This is a genomic window from Anaerostipes sp. 494a (assembly GCF_001940315.1).
Taxonomy (GTDB): Bacteria; Bacillota; Clostridia; order Lachnospirales; family Lachnospiraceae; genus Anaerostipes; species Anaerostipes faecalis.
Map to the genome: position 1 here is coordinate 710,022 of NZ_MJIF01000001.1, position 13,810 is coordinate 723,831.

The 13,810-nt window shown below is 35.7% G+C and carries 16 protein-coding genes; all 16 read right to left on the reverse strand.

Annotated elements, in window-relative coordinates:
* Window positions 1-88: 88 nt before the first annotated feature.
* Window positions 89-2,179, reverse strand: coding sequence for a polyribonucleotide nucleotidyltransferase (locus tag BHF70_RS03715; RefSeq protein ID WP_075759003.1), 2,091 nt, complete (start codon window positions 2,177-2,179; stop codon window positions 89-91).
* 198 nt (window positions 2,180-2,377) lie between these two features.
* Window positions 2,378-2,644, reverse strand: coding sequence for a 30S ribosomal protein S15 (gene rpsO, locus BHF70_RS03720; RefSeq protein ID WP_075759004.1), 267 nt, complete (start codon window positions 2,642-2,644; stop codon window positions 2,378-2,380).
* A gap of 122 nt (window positions 2,645-2,766) precedes the next feature.
* Window positions 2,767-3,567, reverse strand: coding sequence for a pyrroline-5-carboxylate reductase (gene proC, locus BHF70_RS03725; RefSeq protein ID WP_075759005.1), 801 nt, complete (start codon window positions 3,565-3,567; stop codon window positions 2,767-2,769).
* 18 nt (window positions 3,568-3,585) lie between these two features.
* The gene (locus BHF70_RS03730) at window positions 3,586-4,500 is read right to left on the reverse strand and encodes an RluA family pseudouridine synthase (RefSeq protein ID WP_075759006.1); all 915 of its coding nucleotides are present in this window, start codon (window positions 4,498-4,500) and stop codon (window positions 3,586-3,588) included.
* A complete protein-coding gene (lspA, locus tag BHF70_RS03735) occupies window positions 4,490-5,005 on the reverse strand; it encodes a signal peptidase II (RefSeq protein WP_242946302.1) in 516 nt (171 codons plus the stop codon). Before lspA ends, BHF70_RS03730 begins: the two co-directional genes overlap by 11 nt.
* Window positions 4,996-6,081, reverse strand: a complete 1,086-nt coding sequence (aroB, locus tag BHF70_RS03740; RefSeq protein WP_192846112.1) for a 3-dehydroquinate synthase — start codon at window positions 6,079-6,081, stop codon at window positions 4,996-4,998. The genes lspA and aroB overlap by 10 nt, the downstream gene beginning before the upstream one ends.
* Window positions 6,071-6,652: a DivIVA domain-containing protein gene (locus BHF70_RS03745; RefSeq protein ID WP_075759008.1), complete on the reverse strand. Its 582-nt coding sequence runs from the start codon at window positions 6,650-6,652 to the stop codon at window positions 6,071-6,073. Before BHF70_RS03745 ends, aroB begins: the two co-directional genes overlap by 11 nt.
* Window positions 6,653-6,661: 9 nt before the next feature.
* Complete coding sequence (locus tag BHF70_RS03750; RefSeq protein WP_075759009.1) at window positions 6,662-7,417, reverse strand: YlmH family RNA-binding protein; 756 nt, start codon at window positions 7,415-7,417, stop codon at window positions 6,662-6,664.
* 6 nt (window positions 7,418-7,423) lie between these two features.
* Window positions 7,424-7,963: a cell division protein SepF gene (locus BHF70_RS03755; protein WP_075760515.1), complete on the reverse strand. Its 540-nt coding sequence runs from the start codon at window positions 7,961-7,963 to the stop codon at window positions 7,424-7,426.
* 13 nt (window positions 7,964-7,976) lie between these two features.
* Window positions 7,977-8,672 (reverse strand): YggS family pyridoxal phosphate-dependent enzyme, encoded by a 696-nt coding sequence (locus tag BHF70_RS03760; RefSeq protein WP_075759010.1) that lies wholly within the window; start codon window positions 8,670-8,672, stop codon window positions 7,977-7,979.
* Window positions 8,673-8,691: 19 nt separating this feature from the next.
* The gene (locus BHF70_RS03765) at window positions 8,692-10,062 is read right to left on the reverse strand and encodes an HlyD family efflux transporter periplasmic adaptor subunit (protein ID WP_075759011.1); all 1,371 of its coding nucleotides are present in this window, start codon (window positions 10,060-10,062) and stop codon (window positions 8,692-8,694) included.
* A complete protein-coding gene (locus tag BHF70_RS03770) occupies window positions 10,063-11,007 on the reverse strand; it encodes a TIGR01212 family radical SAM protein (RefSeq protein ID WP_075759012.1) in 945 nt (314 codons plus the stop codon).
* A gap of 1 nt (window position 11,008) precedes the next feature.
* Window positions 11,009-12,040 carry a D-alanyl-D-alanine carboxypeptidase family protein gene (locus BHF70_RS03775; RefSeq protein WP_242946305.1) on the reverse strand — a complete coding sequence of 344 codons (1,032 nt, stop codon included), beginning with the start codon at window positions 12,038-12,040 and terminating at the stop codon, window positions 11,009-11,011.
* Window positions 12,019-12,411, reverse strand: coding sequence for a methylglyoxal synthase (locus BHF70_RS03780; RefSeq protein ID WP_075759013.1), 393 nt, complete (start codon window positions 12,409-12,411; stop codon window positions 12,019-12,021). The genes BHF70_RS03775 and BHF70_RS03780 overlap by 22 nt, the downstream gene beginning before the upstream one ends.
* 9 nt (window positions 12,412-12,420) lie before the next feature.
* Window positions 12,421-13,536: an FtsW/RodA/SpoVE family cell cycle protein gene (locus BHF70_RS03785; protein WP_075759014.1), complete on the reverse strand. Its 1,116-nt coding sequence runs from the start codon at window positions 13,534-13,536 to the stop codon at window positions 12,421-12,423.
* Window positions 13,537-13,549: 13 nt separating this feature from the next.
* Window positions 13,550-13,810: a cell division topological specificity factor MinE gene (minE, locus tag BHF70_RS03790; RefSeq protein WP_075759015.1), complete on the reverse strand. Its 261-nt coding sequence runs from the start codon at window positions 13,808-13,810 to the stop codon at window positions 13,550-13,552.

Sequence of the window (13,810 nt, forward strand, 5' to 3'; positions counted from 1 at the left end):
TACATAGGAAATTCAAAGGAATTTCCTATGTAATGAAAAAAGGAAGGTTTCTCTGTTGCAAGAAATCCTTCCTTCTACCTTTCAATAATTAATCATCAATTTTTTCTTCTAATTTCAGGTTAATTCTTCCCATCTTATCAATCTCTAACACTTTTACTGCCACTTTGTCTCCGATATTTACCACATCTTCAACCTTTTCAACTCTTTCTTTTGATAATTTGGATATATGAACCATTCCATCTTTATTTGGAGACAGCTGGACAAATGCGCCAAACGGCATGATTCTTACAACTTCACCTTCATAGATATCTCCCACATTTAATGGTTCCACAATTGACTTGATAATACTGATTGCTTTATCAATCATTGCCTGGTCTTCACTGAGAATATCAATTCTTCCGCTTTCATCAATATCAATCTTAACACCTGTTTCGTCAATAATTGCATTGATTGTTTTACCCTGTTTTCCAATAACTTCAGAAATCTTTTCAGGATCAATGGTGTACTGAGAAATTTTTGGTGCATATTTTCCTACATGATCTCTTGCTGTTCCAATAACAGGATTCATAACTTCATGAAGAATATAAGTTCTTGCTTCTTTTGTTCTTGCAATAGCTTCTCTAATAATCTGCTCTGTCAAACCATGGATTTTAATATCCATCTGAATGGCAGTAATACCCTTATCTGTACCTGCAACCTTAAAGTCCATATCTCCAAAGAAATCTTCCAGTCCCTGAATATCTGTGAGAATAATATAATCATCATCAGTTTCTCCTGTTACAAGACCAACAGAAATACCAGCTACAGGTGCTTTAATCGGTACACCGGATGCCATCAGTGATAAAGAAGATGCGCAAATACTTCCCTGAGAAGTTGAACCATTTGATTCCATAATCTCAGAAACTGTACGAATAGCATAAGGAAATTCCTCTTCAGTTGGAAGAACAGGTACCAGCGCTCTCTCTGCCAGTGCTCCATGTCCAATTTCACGACGTCCAGGACCTCTGCTAGGACGTGTTTCCCCAACAGAATATGATGGGAAATTATAATGATGCATATATCTCTTTCCTGTCTCTGTTACATCAATTCCATCAAGACGCTGTGCTTCAGATAATGATCCTAAAGTTGTCACTGTCATAACCTGAGTCTGTCCACGCTGGAACATTGCAGATCCATGAACTCGTGGCAGACAATCGACCTCTGCATGTAGTGGACGAATCTGTTTAATATCTCGACCATCCGGACGTTTCTGATCCTTTAAGATCATTTTACGAACAGTCTTTTTCTGGAATGCATATACAGCTTCTCTAATCTGCTCTAGCCATTCTTCATTTTCGGCATAACGTTCTTCTAATTTTTCTTCAATTGCACGAATATTAGCTTCTCTGGTCTGTTTATCATCTGTAAATACAGCTTCTTCCATTGCTTCTGGTGTAATAAATGCAACCATGTCATCATACATTTCAGGATTAACCACATGATGTTCATAATCATGCTTTTCTTTTCCACATTCAGCTACAATGGTATCAATAAATTTAATAATCTCCTGATTTACTTCATGAGCTTTAAAAATGGCTTCCAGCATAACATCTTCCGGAACTTCATTGGCTCCAGCTTCGATCATAATAACTTTTTCTCTTGTTGATGCTACTGTTAATGCCATGTCAGAAACTTCTTTCTGCGCTGCTGTTGGGTTAATTACAAACTCACCATCTACCAAACCAACCATTGTTGAAGCTGTTGGTCCATCAAACGGAATATCTGAAATAGCTGTTGCAATTGCAGATCCAAGCATAGCTGTAAGCTCAGGACTGCAATCAGGATCAACAGACATTACCAGATTATTTAACGCAACATCATTACGATAATCTTTCGGGAATAACGGTCTCATAGGACGGTCGATTACACGATCTGTAAGAATTGCATTTTCAGAAGGTTTTCCTTCTCTCTTTAAATATCCTCCCGGAATCTTTCCTACAGCATATAATTTTTCTTCATACTCTACACTCAATGGAAAAAAGTCAATTCCATCCCTTGGTTTCTCAGATGCAGTTGCTGTAGATAAAACAACTGTATCCCCATAATGCATAAATGCTGCACCATTGGCCTGTGCTGCAACACGTCCTACTTCAACCATTAAAGTACGACCTGCCAGCTCCATGCTAAACTGCTTTGTCATCTTTTCGTCTCCTTTAAAAAACATATATTATTTATCATAAGGCGCCGAAACAACTGAAAAAACAGCTGCCCTATTCTGATAACTGGCTTTTCAGTAGTCTCGGGAAACGCCTCAATAACTTATTAAGTATATCATAGTTTTTGTCAAAAGAAAACACCTTTCCTCACACTATGTGAAGAAAGGTGCCTGTTTTTAAAATTATCTTCTTAATCCTAATCTTTCGATTAATGAACGATATCTTTCAACATCTTTGCTCTTTAAGTATGCTAATAAGTTACGTCTTTTACCAACCATCTTTAAAAGACCTCTTCTTGAATGATGATCTTTTGGATGTTTGTCAAAATGTTCCTGAAGTTCCTGAATTCTTGCTGTTAAAATAGCAACCTGAACCTCTGGTGAACCTGTGTCTTTTGCATCTTTACCGTATTCTGCTACGATAGCTGCTTTCTTTTCTGCTGAAATCATGTTTCTTCCTCCTTAAATCTATCCTATGACGCCAGATACCAGGAAAGGGTTGGAGTGCCCAAATCTGAGTATCGGTCAAACAACTTTTATAATATATCATATATGTATCTTATTGTAAACAGTTATTTCCCCATTTCCTTGCTTTTTTCACTGGCACTATTTACTGCTTCGATCACAGCACTACGCATACCCTTCTCTTCTAAAACTCTGACTGCCTCAATAGTAGTACCTGCTGGTGAACAGACAGCATCTTTTAAAGCTCCTGGATGTTCTCCTGTCTCAAGAACCATTTTGGCACTTCCTAAAACTGATTGAGCAGCAAATGTGTAAGCCTTATTTCTCGGAATCCCCTGCATAACTGCTGCATCTGCCAAAGCCTCGATAAACATATATACATATGCAGGTGAACTTCCGCTGACACCTACCACTGCATCCATCAGGTTTTCTGTAACCTCTTCGACTTTTCCGAAGCTTTCAAACAAACTGCGAACTTTTTCGAACTCTTCATTTTCCACATAATCATTGCAACACATACCCACCATAGCTTCCCCCACAAGAGCTGGAGTATTAGGCATTGTACGAATAATCTTTATTTCCTGACCAAACTGTCTTTCTACCTGATTCATTGTAACTCCCGCTGCAATAGTTACAATAATCTGATCTTTTCTTACATCTTCTTTTATTTCTTTAATCACAGTTTCATACATTTGAGGTTTAACAGACAACACCAGTATATCTGCTTCTAATGCTACTCTGTGATTATCTGTTGTTGAAATAATACCAAATTTCTCTTTTACCTGCTCCATTTTAGACGCTGTAGGTCCTGAGGCAATCAATTCTTCTTTTGTAACAACCTGCTGTTTTAAAATTCCTGTAATCATGGCCTGTGCCATATTTCCACATCCGATAAATCCAAGTTTCATTATGCTTTCCTCCTGTTGCTAATCAAGTTTTTCAAGTAGTTCTTTAAAATAATCTGGTAACGGAACTTCAAATTCCATGTATTTCTTCGTTCTTGGATGTATAAAGCCTAAAACTTTTGCATGAAGACATTGTCCCTCCAGAGAATATTTTTGTTTTTTAGGTCCATATACATCATCTCCCAGCAAAGGATGTTTTATGGATGCCATATGGACACGAATCTGATGAGTCCTTCCCGTCTCCAATTGACATTCAATATACGTGAACCCTTTTTTTAAACGACGAAGTACCTTATAATGGGTCACTGCATGTCTTCCAGCAGGATTAACGGCCATCTTTTTTCTATCTCTTTGACTTCTTCCAACGGGAGCATTTATGGTTCCTTCATCTTCCTTTATATTGTCATATACAATGGCATGATATTTTCGTGTTATAGAGTGTTCTTTCAGCTGTTTTGCAATACTCTTATGTGCCATATCATTTTTGCATACAATAAGAATTCCTGTGGTATCTTTATCAATCCTGTGGACAATCCCGGGTCTTAAGACTCCATTGATTCCAGATAATCCATCCTTACAATGAGCCATGAGTCCATTTACAAGAGTTCCTGTATAATGACCTGCCGCCGGATGGACCACCATGTTCTTAGGTTTATTTATAAGAATTACATCCTGATCTTCATAAACAATATCCAGTTCCATCTCTTCTGGCTCTATGGAAAGTTCCTCCGGTTCTGGAATCATCAGACTGATCCGATCACCTTTTTTACATTTATAATTTCCTTTGGAAACTTTTTCGTTTACAAAAGCCTTTTTATCTTTACACAGCTTCTGAATATAGCTTCTGGTAAACTCCTGACATTCCTCACTTAATACCAGATCCAGCCTTTTACCTGACTGTTCATCTGCTATGATGATTTCTATCTTATCTTCCATCTTTCCCTTTCCGACTTAAAAAATCCAGTTCATTATCTTTATAGTAAAACAGCAGCAAAACAATTAAAACTGCCATAGATATTGTCACATAAATATCTGCCACATTAAAAATAGGAAAATCAATCAGCTTAAAATAGAAAAAGTCAATAACATATCCATTCATCATACGATCAATAAAGTTCCCTATGGCTCCCGCTGTCAAAAATACATAGCATCCCTTTAACGGCAAATATCTCCTGTTTTCCGGCAATTTAAAATATATCCAGGTTAATACAGCCAGTGCCATAATTGTAATAATGGCAAATATCCATTGCTGATTTTGAAGAATTCCAAAAGCGGCTCCATGATTTTCCAAATAACGTAATTCAAAAATATCCGGAATCACAGAAATAGCATTTTTATCTTTCAGTTCATTTAATCCCCATATTTTTGAAATCTGGTCTATCATCACCAGTCCTGCCACTGCACCAAAAATCCTTATATGCTTTTTCATCTTTAATTCCATTTATCTAACACTGCTTTCATTTCATCATCTGTCACACTACGATCAATATAGGCTTCCCCGATTTTGTCCAGCAATACAAACTTAATCTGTTTTCCTTCCATTTTTTTATCAGATTTTGTTGCCGCGATAATATCTTCTGCCAATAATCCATCAATAGATTTCCAAAGGCCAAACTCTTTAAATACATGACCGATATCTTCCATCTCCTGTAAGGTAATATTCCCTTTTATCTTTGAAATCATAGCAGCCATTTGACATCCTACACCAACACATTCCCCATGAAGCCATGTGAAATTCTTGAGTTTTTCTATAGCATGTCCCAAAGTATGCCCAAAATTCAAAAGTGCACGTTCTCCTTTTTCCTTTGGATCCCGTTCCACCACTCCGCCTTTGATCAGACAGCTTCTATAAATCATTTCTTTTAAAATTTCATCATCTCTTGCCTTAATTTTCTCAACATGATTTTTAATCCATTGATAATAATTGCTGTCTTTGATCAGACCATGTTTGATAACCTCACCCATACCAGAAAAATACTCCCTTTCTGGTAGCGATTTTAACGTTGAAGTATTAATATAAACAAGCTTTGGCTGATGAAACGCACCAACCATATTTTTGTACTGAAGAAAGTCCACTCCGGTTTTTCCTCCAATACTGCTATCAACCTGAGATAGCAAAGTAGTTGGAATCTGTACAAATTCAATTCCCCTTAAATACGTTGCTGCTGCGAAACCTGTCATATCGCCTACAACTCCACCGCCCAGCGCTACCAGCAAATCCTTTCTATCAAAATGATGTTTAATCAGATGTTCATATAAAGATTCAATAGTTCTTAACTGTTTGTTGGCCTCTCCTGCAGAAAAACTGAAAGTTATCGTTTTTGCTGCCTTTGAAGAAATCCTCTGATACATCTCTTTTAAGTAAATTGGAGCCACATTACTTTCTGTTACTATGCAAACTTTACGATTCTCCAATTCCATAAAATCCATTGTTTCCAGTAAATCACCAAAAGAATCTTTCAAATAGATATCATAAGCCTTTTTTCCTTCATTCTTTATTTCTATTTTATGATTCAATTCCAAATTGCACATATTCCTCATCCTGTTCTTTCTCTTGTTCTCCAGCTACCTGAAACTCCATTTCATACACCGGGTTATTTAATATATCCAGCTGTCCGTTGATAAATTGCAGTATTCTTGATTTATAACTGCAGTAATCACTTTCCAGTTTATGTATCAATTTTTTATAATTATTAATCTGCTGGAGAAATTCAGCTTTTTCCTCCTGAAAATCCTCCTGTGCACTGGTACGGATGTGTTCTGCCTCTTTTTCAGCCTGACGAATCATCTCATCTGATTTAGCAATAGCTTCATTCTCCATCATTTTGGCAGTTTTAGAAGCATTTTCAATAGTTTCCTTTGATGTCTCTTCGGCTAGAACAAGTGCTTTTTTTAGTGATTCCTCAATAGTTCGATAGTGACTGAGGTTTTCTGTCAAAGCTGCCACCTTCTCTTTAAGCTCATTGTTCTCCTTATAAATGATTTCATAGTCTCTGGCAAGTTCTTCCAGGAATTCATCCACTTCAACTGCTTTATATCCAAAGCCTCTTTTTATTTCTTTCCCTAATACTTCAACCGGCGTAATCATGTTATCCTCCTATTTAAAGATCTTTAATACTACAAACTGCCGTCCTTTTTTGGACTGTTTTCCTAATTCCTTTACCAGAAATTTACCATACCCTCTGACTGATATTACATCTCCTGGTTTTATCTTTTGGTCACCCTTTTGCAGTATTTTACCGTTCAAAAATACTTTTTGACTTTTGTAAAGACTTTCGCTGACTTTTCTTGAAATTCCAAATGCCATGGAAATTAATGCATCGAGACGCATGGATGCAACAAATCCTTCTTTTTCCATAAATTTTTGTAAAAATCCCATTTCCTTCCAGGGAATAATTTCTGTTTTTACCTGCGTATGTCGCACTTTCGTGAAATTTTCCTCAAGAAATTCACCTATGTGCCGAAAACAAAACACATATGCAGTCTTTCCATCTACCAGAATATCACCTGTCTGATGTCTTTCTATTCCAAGATTCATCATGGCACCAAGATAATCTCGATGAGACAGATTCTCAGCATATTTATCAAAAAGAGGTGAGACTTTGGCACATGCCAAAGGAATCTCACCTTCATATCCAAACATATCCTCTGAACCAAATACTACAAAAGCTCTGGTATAATACTCATGTCCTCCCTCCAGATGAGAGTCCACAAATGCTAATTCCTTCTGCATTTCTTTATAAATACTCTGTTCATATTCACTTAGGAAATGAGTATACGTATATATATTTTGAGAAAATGCCTTTTCTGCAAGTTCTGAAAGTCTTTTTTTTAATAATTCTTCTTCCTTCATAACTTCCTACTTTAATTGTGGAGAAATAGTATTCTCATTCATAATCTCGTTTTTTAAATCACCACTAACTTCAATACTATCTGGTGCAGCAATAAAAATATTACTGGAAACAGCCTGAAGAGATCCGTTGATCGCATATGTTGCTCCACCAATAAAATCAATACTTCTCTGAGCAACAGTAAGTTCTATGCCTTCCAGATTAATCACAACTGTTCTTCCTTCTTTCAGAAGATCCGCTGCTGTCTGTGCCTCTGCAAAATCCTGAGGTTTTATAACATACACTTCTACTCCTCTTCCATTCATCGAAACCACCTTACTGCTTCCTGCACTGGTAAATCTACGTTTTTTTGCTTCTCTGTTTGGTTCAACAGGCTGGCTGACAACCTCTGGTTCTTCAGCTGCAGATTCTTTTTTCTTAAAAAATGAGAATTTCTCTGGTCTTACTTCTTCCTCATCATCTTCTTCATATTCTTCGTATTCTTCATCATACTCTTCATCTTCTGTCAGCTTCATAAAATTTAGTAATTTGTCGACCGTACCCTTCATTTCTTTTCCTCCGCTATATATTATAATTCCTCTCACCAAAGATTCCTGTTCCAACCCTTATCATAGTTGAACCTTCCTCAACCGCAACTTCATAATCGTTAGTCATTCCCATTGAGAGTATACTCATATCTACATTATTAAAGTTTTTTTCTTTGATGTCAACAGATAATTGTTTCATAGCAGCAAAATAAGGGCGATTTTCCTCTGGATTTTCAACAAAAGGAGCTATCTGCATTAACCCTTTAATCTTTACATGTTCGAGTTTTGATATTTCATTAACCACATCAAATACATCTTTAGGATCTAATCCAAATTTTGTATCTTCTGCAGCAAAATTGACCTGAATAAGAATAGGCACTTCTTTTACATTATGTTTCTGTGCCTCTTTATCAATCTGGCTTGCGAGTTTTACAGAATCTACAGAATGAATCAGGGCAACCTTATCAACAATATATTTTACTTTATTTGTCTGAAGATGGCCAATCAAATGCCAGCGAACCGGCCAGCTGATCTGCTCATATTTGTCTTTCAGCTCCTGAACCTTATTTTCACCAAAATCCATTACCTTATCTTTTCGGAGCTCTTCTACCATACTTAAAGGCTTCGTTTTGCTGACTGCAATAATAGTAACTTCTCTGGGATCCCTTCCTGCCCTTTTGCATGCCAGTTCAACATTTTTCTTTACTTGATTGTAGTTTTCGATTAACATTCTCCCACTTCCTTCTTTGTCAATATATAATTTGGTTTTCCTTAATGGTGGTACTGTCTAATACGATAAAATCATAAAGATCTACCCCATTTTTTGTATTCTCTTTAATAATGGAATAATTATCTTTTCTTATAACCAGTTCTACCGGTCTGAAATCTGCATATCCCTGATTTGTACAATACACTCCATAAAGCGATTTTGTTTTTTCTATCAAAAAAGTCTTATCCGAATCCATTGATTGAAGCATAATATTTTCTCCAACTTCTTCAGGATCCAGATAACAATACTTCTCTGTCTTTTTATAAATCTTATAATCCTTTTGTTCAACTTTAACTTCACCATTATCATTTGTAGTCCGAACGCTAAATCCCTCCTGTTTCCCATCATTTCCCTTAGAAAGGAAAGAGTTTGGCACCTGATAGAATTCCTTTTTTACTAAAGCAGTATTAGGAATCTTCAGCCCTTTATAAGAATCTAACGTAATATCAAGATCCAAATACCGTTCATTAATATAACGAATACAGCAATCATCAAATTTTAGGTATCCATAATATTGACTATTTATTTTCTTCACATTAATATCTGCAGAAGTTGTATTCTGATCCAACATAAATTTCACTGTTACACGATCTGTTTTTTTCAACTGATCATATTGAGATTTTGTAAGTGAAACTACCACTGTCCAGTTTTCACTTTCGCTGACCCTTCCAACCACATTGTTTTTTTTGACTTTATCAGATGAGTTATATTTTATTTTTCGATAATTATCCTGTATAAAGTCAGATTGTCTTATATCATCAGGCTCTTTTCCATCAAAATTGTCTGAATAAAATGTTACAATTCCACTGGCAGGACTCTTTTGTGTTTTAAATTCCTCTGATCCGATTTTTTCCCCTACAGCATCTACAACTTTCTTCATAGATGATTCACTAATATTTAAAATTACATTCTTCAGATCATATTTCAGATCATATACATCCGAAAAATGATTATCATCGTAGACAGACTGATACTCCACAATCTTTTGTCGAACTTCACTGTCATCTGTTACTGTTCCTCTATCATGCATAGCTTCACGCTGTTTCGCAAAAATATCCTGTGCCTTTCCCTCTTTGTCCAAAATAAACACTGTTCCATTTTTTTTGATTCGCCTGCCTTCCTCCACATAATATGTAATATATCCTTTGTGTGATGCTTTTAATAATACTTCCTTTCTTATTGCAATACCTGTAAGCGAAAAAGTATTGGTAATCCTATCCTCTGTGACTTTATAAACTGTCAGCTTCTTCTTTCCAAAAAAAATCAGCACATTGATGATCACATATATAAAAATTATCAAGAAAACTATCATGCCGATATTCCAACGAACTTTTTCCCTTTTTCTTGCCATCTACTCCATCCTCCATCGGTCTAATGCTGCCCCATTGAGATAATTACACTTACAACCTTGAATATACCCCTTATCTTCCATTAATCTGTCAAACATGTCGCGAAGTTTCCACCAGCTGATTCCCCAGTTAGAAAAACTTGCATCCTCTTTTGGAACTCTGCTGAAAAGTCTCTCAATAACCATATCCTTACGAACATGACAGATAAACTCTGTCAAACGGTTTAAATACTCTTCTTCTGTGCATAAAGTTATTTTACCATGTTCATATTCCTCATACAATGTTGAACCTTTTGGAATATATAATGAATGAAGTTTTACAATCTGTACCGGGAGTGCAGAGACTATTTTAGCTGTCTCTATAACATCCTCCATAGAATCTCCCGGCAAATTTAAAATAAGATGAGTACAGATTTCAAAATTGTATGAAGCTGTCATCAGAACAGCATCCAGATATTCCGCAAGAGTATGGCCTCGATTTATCTGATTTAATGTATGATAATTTACAGTCTGAAGACCATATTCCATACTGATTCTAATGTTATACTGATCTGAAATATCACTAAGTACCTGAAGATAATCACGGTTGATACAATCTGGTCTTGTTGAAACAGAAATCCCGACAATATCTTTAACCTGCGCAGCCTCTTCTATATATTTTTTAAAATCAGACAATGGAAGAAATGTGTTGGTATAATTTTGAAAATAAGCAATAAATTTCTTTGCCTTATAACGTCGCTTTATTTTTTCTTTTGTTGTCATTAATTGTTCATTTACAGGAACCATAGCACTCATTGCTTCAAATCCGGTTCCCACACCCCCACAAAAAGTACACCCATTTCCATCCATTCGATTGGGACAGGAAACAGGAAGATTTACTGGAAGCTTATATACTTTTTCTCCATATATTTTTTTCAAATGACTACTGTAAGTCTGATATCGTTCCATTTTAATTTTCCTTTGACAAAATCTTTGACATCGTATGATAGAGAGAAGATTTATCTTTTCCTTTTAATATAACAGAAATAAATTCTTCACCTTTTTTATTTTTGGTTAAAATAATCAGACAAGAACCCGCCTGTGTTGTTGTTCCTGTTTTTCCTCCAATCATAAATACCTGATGAGGCAGTGTATAGTTTCCAAGTATATACTGATTGGTTGCTGCCATATCATATGTCTGCAGCTGATTTTTCTTATTGGTATATTCTATATAACTGCTGGATTTTCCTGCAATATCAAAATATTCATTATGTTTCGTAAGTTCTTTAAATATTAAATACAGGTCATAAGCAGTGGTATAATGATTTTCAAGATGCAATCCATTTGGATTGGCAAAATGCGTATTAGTAGCTCCCAGCTCTTTAGCTCTCTGATTCATCATTTTTACAAATGCTTTTTCGCTTCCTGCAATTTCTTCTCCAAGAGCAATCGCTGCATCATTAGCGGACATAACAATCAAAGCATTTAATAATGCTTCCACCGTAATCTTATCGCCTGCTTTTAAATGCAATGCCACTGCCGCTCCATCTTTAAACTTAATATCTTTTTTTATAGTCACTATCTTATTCAAGTCACAATTTTCCAGTGTCAGTAACGCTGTCATGATTTTTGTTGTACTTGCAGGAAATGCCTGATCAAATACTTTCTGCGCTACCAGAACTTCATTTGTTTCATTATTTACGAGCAAAGCTTCTTTTACATTCGAATATGTGACATGATCTGCATCTTTTTTTGAAACAACTCCAACCTGAGCAGCTTTTGACTGCCACATGGTATCCAATGTTTTTTCTTTAATTTCTGTTTCATTCTTCTCGTAATGGCTCTCATATGAAGTTGTTAAACTTCCATCATTGCCAAATATCTGGCAACCTGAAAGAGTCATTAAAATGACAGACATAAAAATACAAACTAATTTCTTCATATACGTTTTTTTGTAAAAAAAGACCGTCTGATGACAGTCTATTTGTACATATTCCTCCAATCTAAATCTCCTCTGTCCAGCGCCAGGATCAAAACTTCCGCTGTAGGAAGATTTGTGGCGCATGGAATATTATATTTATCACAAAGATTTAATACATTATAGAAATCAGGTGTCCTCTTTTTATTAGAAGGATCTTGAAGAAAAATCAGAAGGTCTATTTCATTGTTGGCAATCTTAGAACCCATTTGCTGCATCCCGCCAAAATGGCCAATTAAAAGCTTATGAATTTTCAAATTTGTCACATCTTCAATGACACGTCCAGTAGTACTGGTCGCATAAATCTTATGTTTCCTTAAAATATCCTGATATGCAATACACAAATTCTGCATAAGATTTTTCTTTCCATCGTGAGCAACTAATCCTACATTCATATTAACCTCCTAATATCTTTTTCCTTGCAAATGAATATTTAACAACAGCCCTATTCCTATAGAAGCTGAAAGTATCGAACTTAAACCGTAACTGATAAATGGTAATGGCAATCCGGTATTTGGCAATGTTCCAGTTGCAACACCAATATTAATAAACGACTGAAATCCCATATAACTGGCAACTCCCGTTGCTACATACATTCCAATAAGATTATCTGCTTTTCTTGCAATCCCAATACACTGGAGAACCAGTATAAAGAGAACCGCCATTACGACGATACATCCCACAAAACCAAATTCTTCACCGACAGCAGAAAAAATAAAATCAGTCTGCTGTTCAGAAACCAGATTTACATCACTGGCTGATACATTAGAAATGGTACTGCTGCCAAATCCTTTTCCAAATAATCCTCCAGATCCTATTGCCATTACAGAATTGCTTGTCTGCAGTGCTGTTGAATCAGCATAATCTTCCGGATGAAGAAAAGAGACAATTCTCTCCACCTGATGAGGTCTTAACAATATCTGTCCAGGCGTCTGAACATACCATAAAAAGATTGCCAAAAGCGGAATTCCAATCGCAAGCACTCTAATAATCAGTTTTGAATCCAGCCCCGCCACAAACACCATGGCAATAATAATAAAACAAATATCAAGTGTAGTAGACAGATTAGGCTGACTTAATATGAGATATAAAGGAGGTGCACATAATAACGCAAGTTTTCCAAGTACCTTTGGCTCATTTAAATCATACTGATGCTTTACGAGATAAACAGCTACTACAATGATCATAATAATTTTTGTCAACTCTGAAGGCTGGAATGTTCCCAGGGGTCCTAAGGAAAACCATCGTTTTGCATTGTTAACTTCTTTTCCGAAAAATTTTACCCCCAACAATAATACAAGATTCAAAATATACAATAATTCTGAATTTCTTGTAAAAAACTGAAAATCAATCATAGAAACAGCTACAATAACTATAATTCCCATCACAATTCCCAACGCCTGTTTTACTACAAAAGAAGGATTTGCACTATGAATAAATACCAGTCCCATGGCAGAAAGGACTAAAACTGTCAAAATAAGTTTAAAATTATAATTTTTCAGTCGATAGTTTCGAAACATTTTTCACTCCATGCTATTTCTTTAGTTCTCGAATCGGAATATTGGCATATAAGGCCGGTCCTTCCGATTCTTCACTGTTTTGCGTAATCTGAATATCCAATCCCTCTGGATCAATTTCCATATATTTTGAAATTACTTTGATAATATCATTTTTGATCAATTCCATAGTTTCAGGTGAACAATTGGAACGATCCGAAACCAATAAAAGTTTTAAACGATCTTTTGCAACTTCTCCTGAACTTTTTTTCTTAAAAAAATTATCAAATATTCCCAT

Excerpts from the sequence above, each read along its gene's own strand:
- BHF70_RS03770 (WP_075759012.1), bottom strand. The coding sequence starts at position 11,007 with ATGGAACGATATCAGACTTACAGTAGTCATTTGAAAAAAATATATGGA.
- lspA (WP_242946302.1), bottom strand. The coding sequence starts at position 5,005 with ATGGAATTAAAGATGAAAAAGCATATAAGGATTTTTGGTGCAGTGGCA.
- proC (WP_075759005.1), bottom strand. The coding sequence starts at position 3,567 with ATGAAACTTGGATTTATCGGATGTGGAAATATGGCACAGGCCATGATT.
- BHF70_RS03715 (WP_075759003.1), bottom strand. The coding sequence starts at position 2,179 with ATGACAAAGCAGTTTAGCATGGAGCTGGCAGGTCGTACTTTAATGGTT.
- BHF70_RS03780 (WP_075759013.1), bottom strand. The coding sequence starts at position 12,411 with ATGAATGTAGGATTAGTTGCTCACGATGGAAAGAAAAATCTTATGCAG.
- BHF70_RS03750 (WP_075759009.1), bottom strand. The coding sequence starts at position 7,417 with ATGAAGGAAGAAGAATTATTAAAAAAAAGACTTTCAGAACTTGCAGAA.
- BHF70_RS03785 (WP_075759014.1), bottom strand. The coding sequence starts at position 13,536 with ATGTTTCGAAACTATCGACTGAAAAATTATAATTTTAAACTTATTTTG.
- BHF70_RS03745 (WP_075759008.1), bottom strand. The coding sequence starts at position 6,652 with ATGATTACGCCGGTTGAAGTATTAGGGAAAGAAATAAAAAGAGGCTTT.
- minE (WP_075759015.1), bottom strand. The coding sequence starts at position 13,810 with ATGGGAATATTTGATAATTTTTTTAAGAAAAAAAGTTCAGGAGAAGTT.
- rpsO (WP_075759004.1), bottom strand. The coding sequence starts at position 2,644 with ATGATTTCAGCAGAAAAGAAAGCAGCTATCGTAGCAGAATACGGTAAA.
- BHF70_RS03755 (WP_075760515.1), bottom strand. The coding sequence starts at position 7,963 with ATGAAGGGTACGGTCGACAAATTACTAAATTTTATGAAGCTGACAGAA.
- BHF70_RS03760 (WP_075759010.1), bottom strand. The coding sequence starts at position 8,672 with ATGTTAATCGAAAACTACAATCAAGTAAAGAAAAATGTTGAACTGGCA.
- BHF70_RS03730 (WP_075759006.1), bottom strand. The coding sequence starts at position 4,500 with ATGGAAGATAAGATAGAAATCATCATAGCAGATGAACAGTCAGGTAAA.
- BHF70_RS03765 (WP_075759011.1), bottom strand. The coding sequence starts at position 10,062 with ATGGCAAGAAAAAGGGAAAAAGTTCGTTGGAATATCGGCATGATAGTT.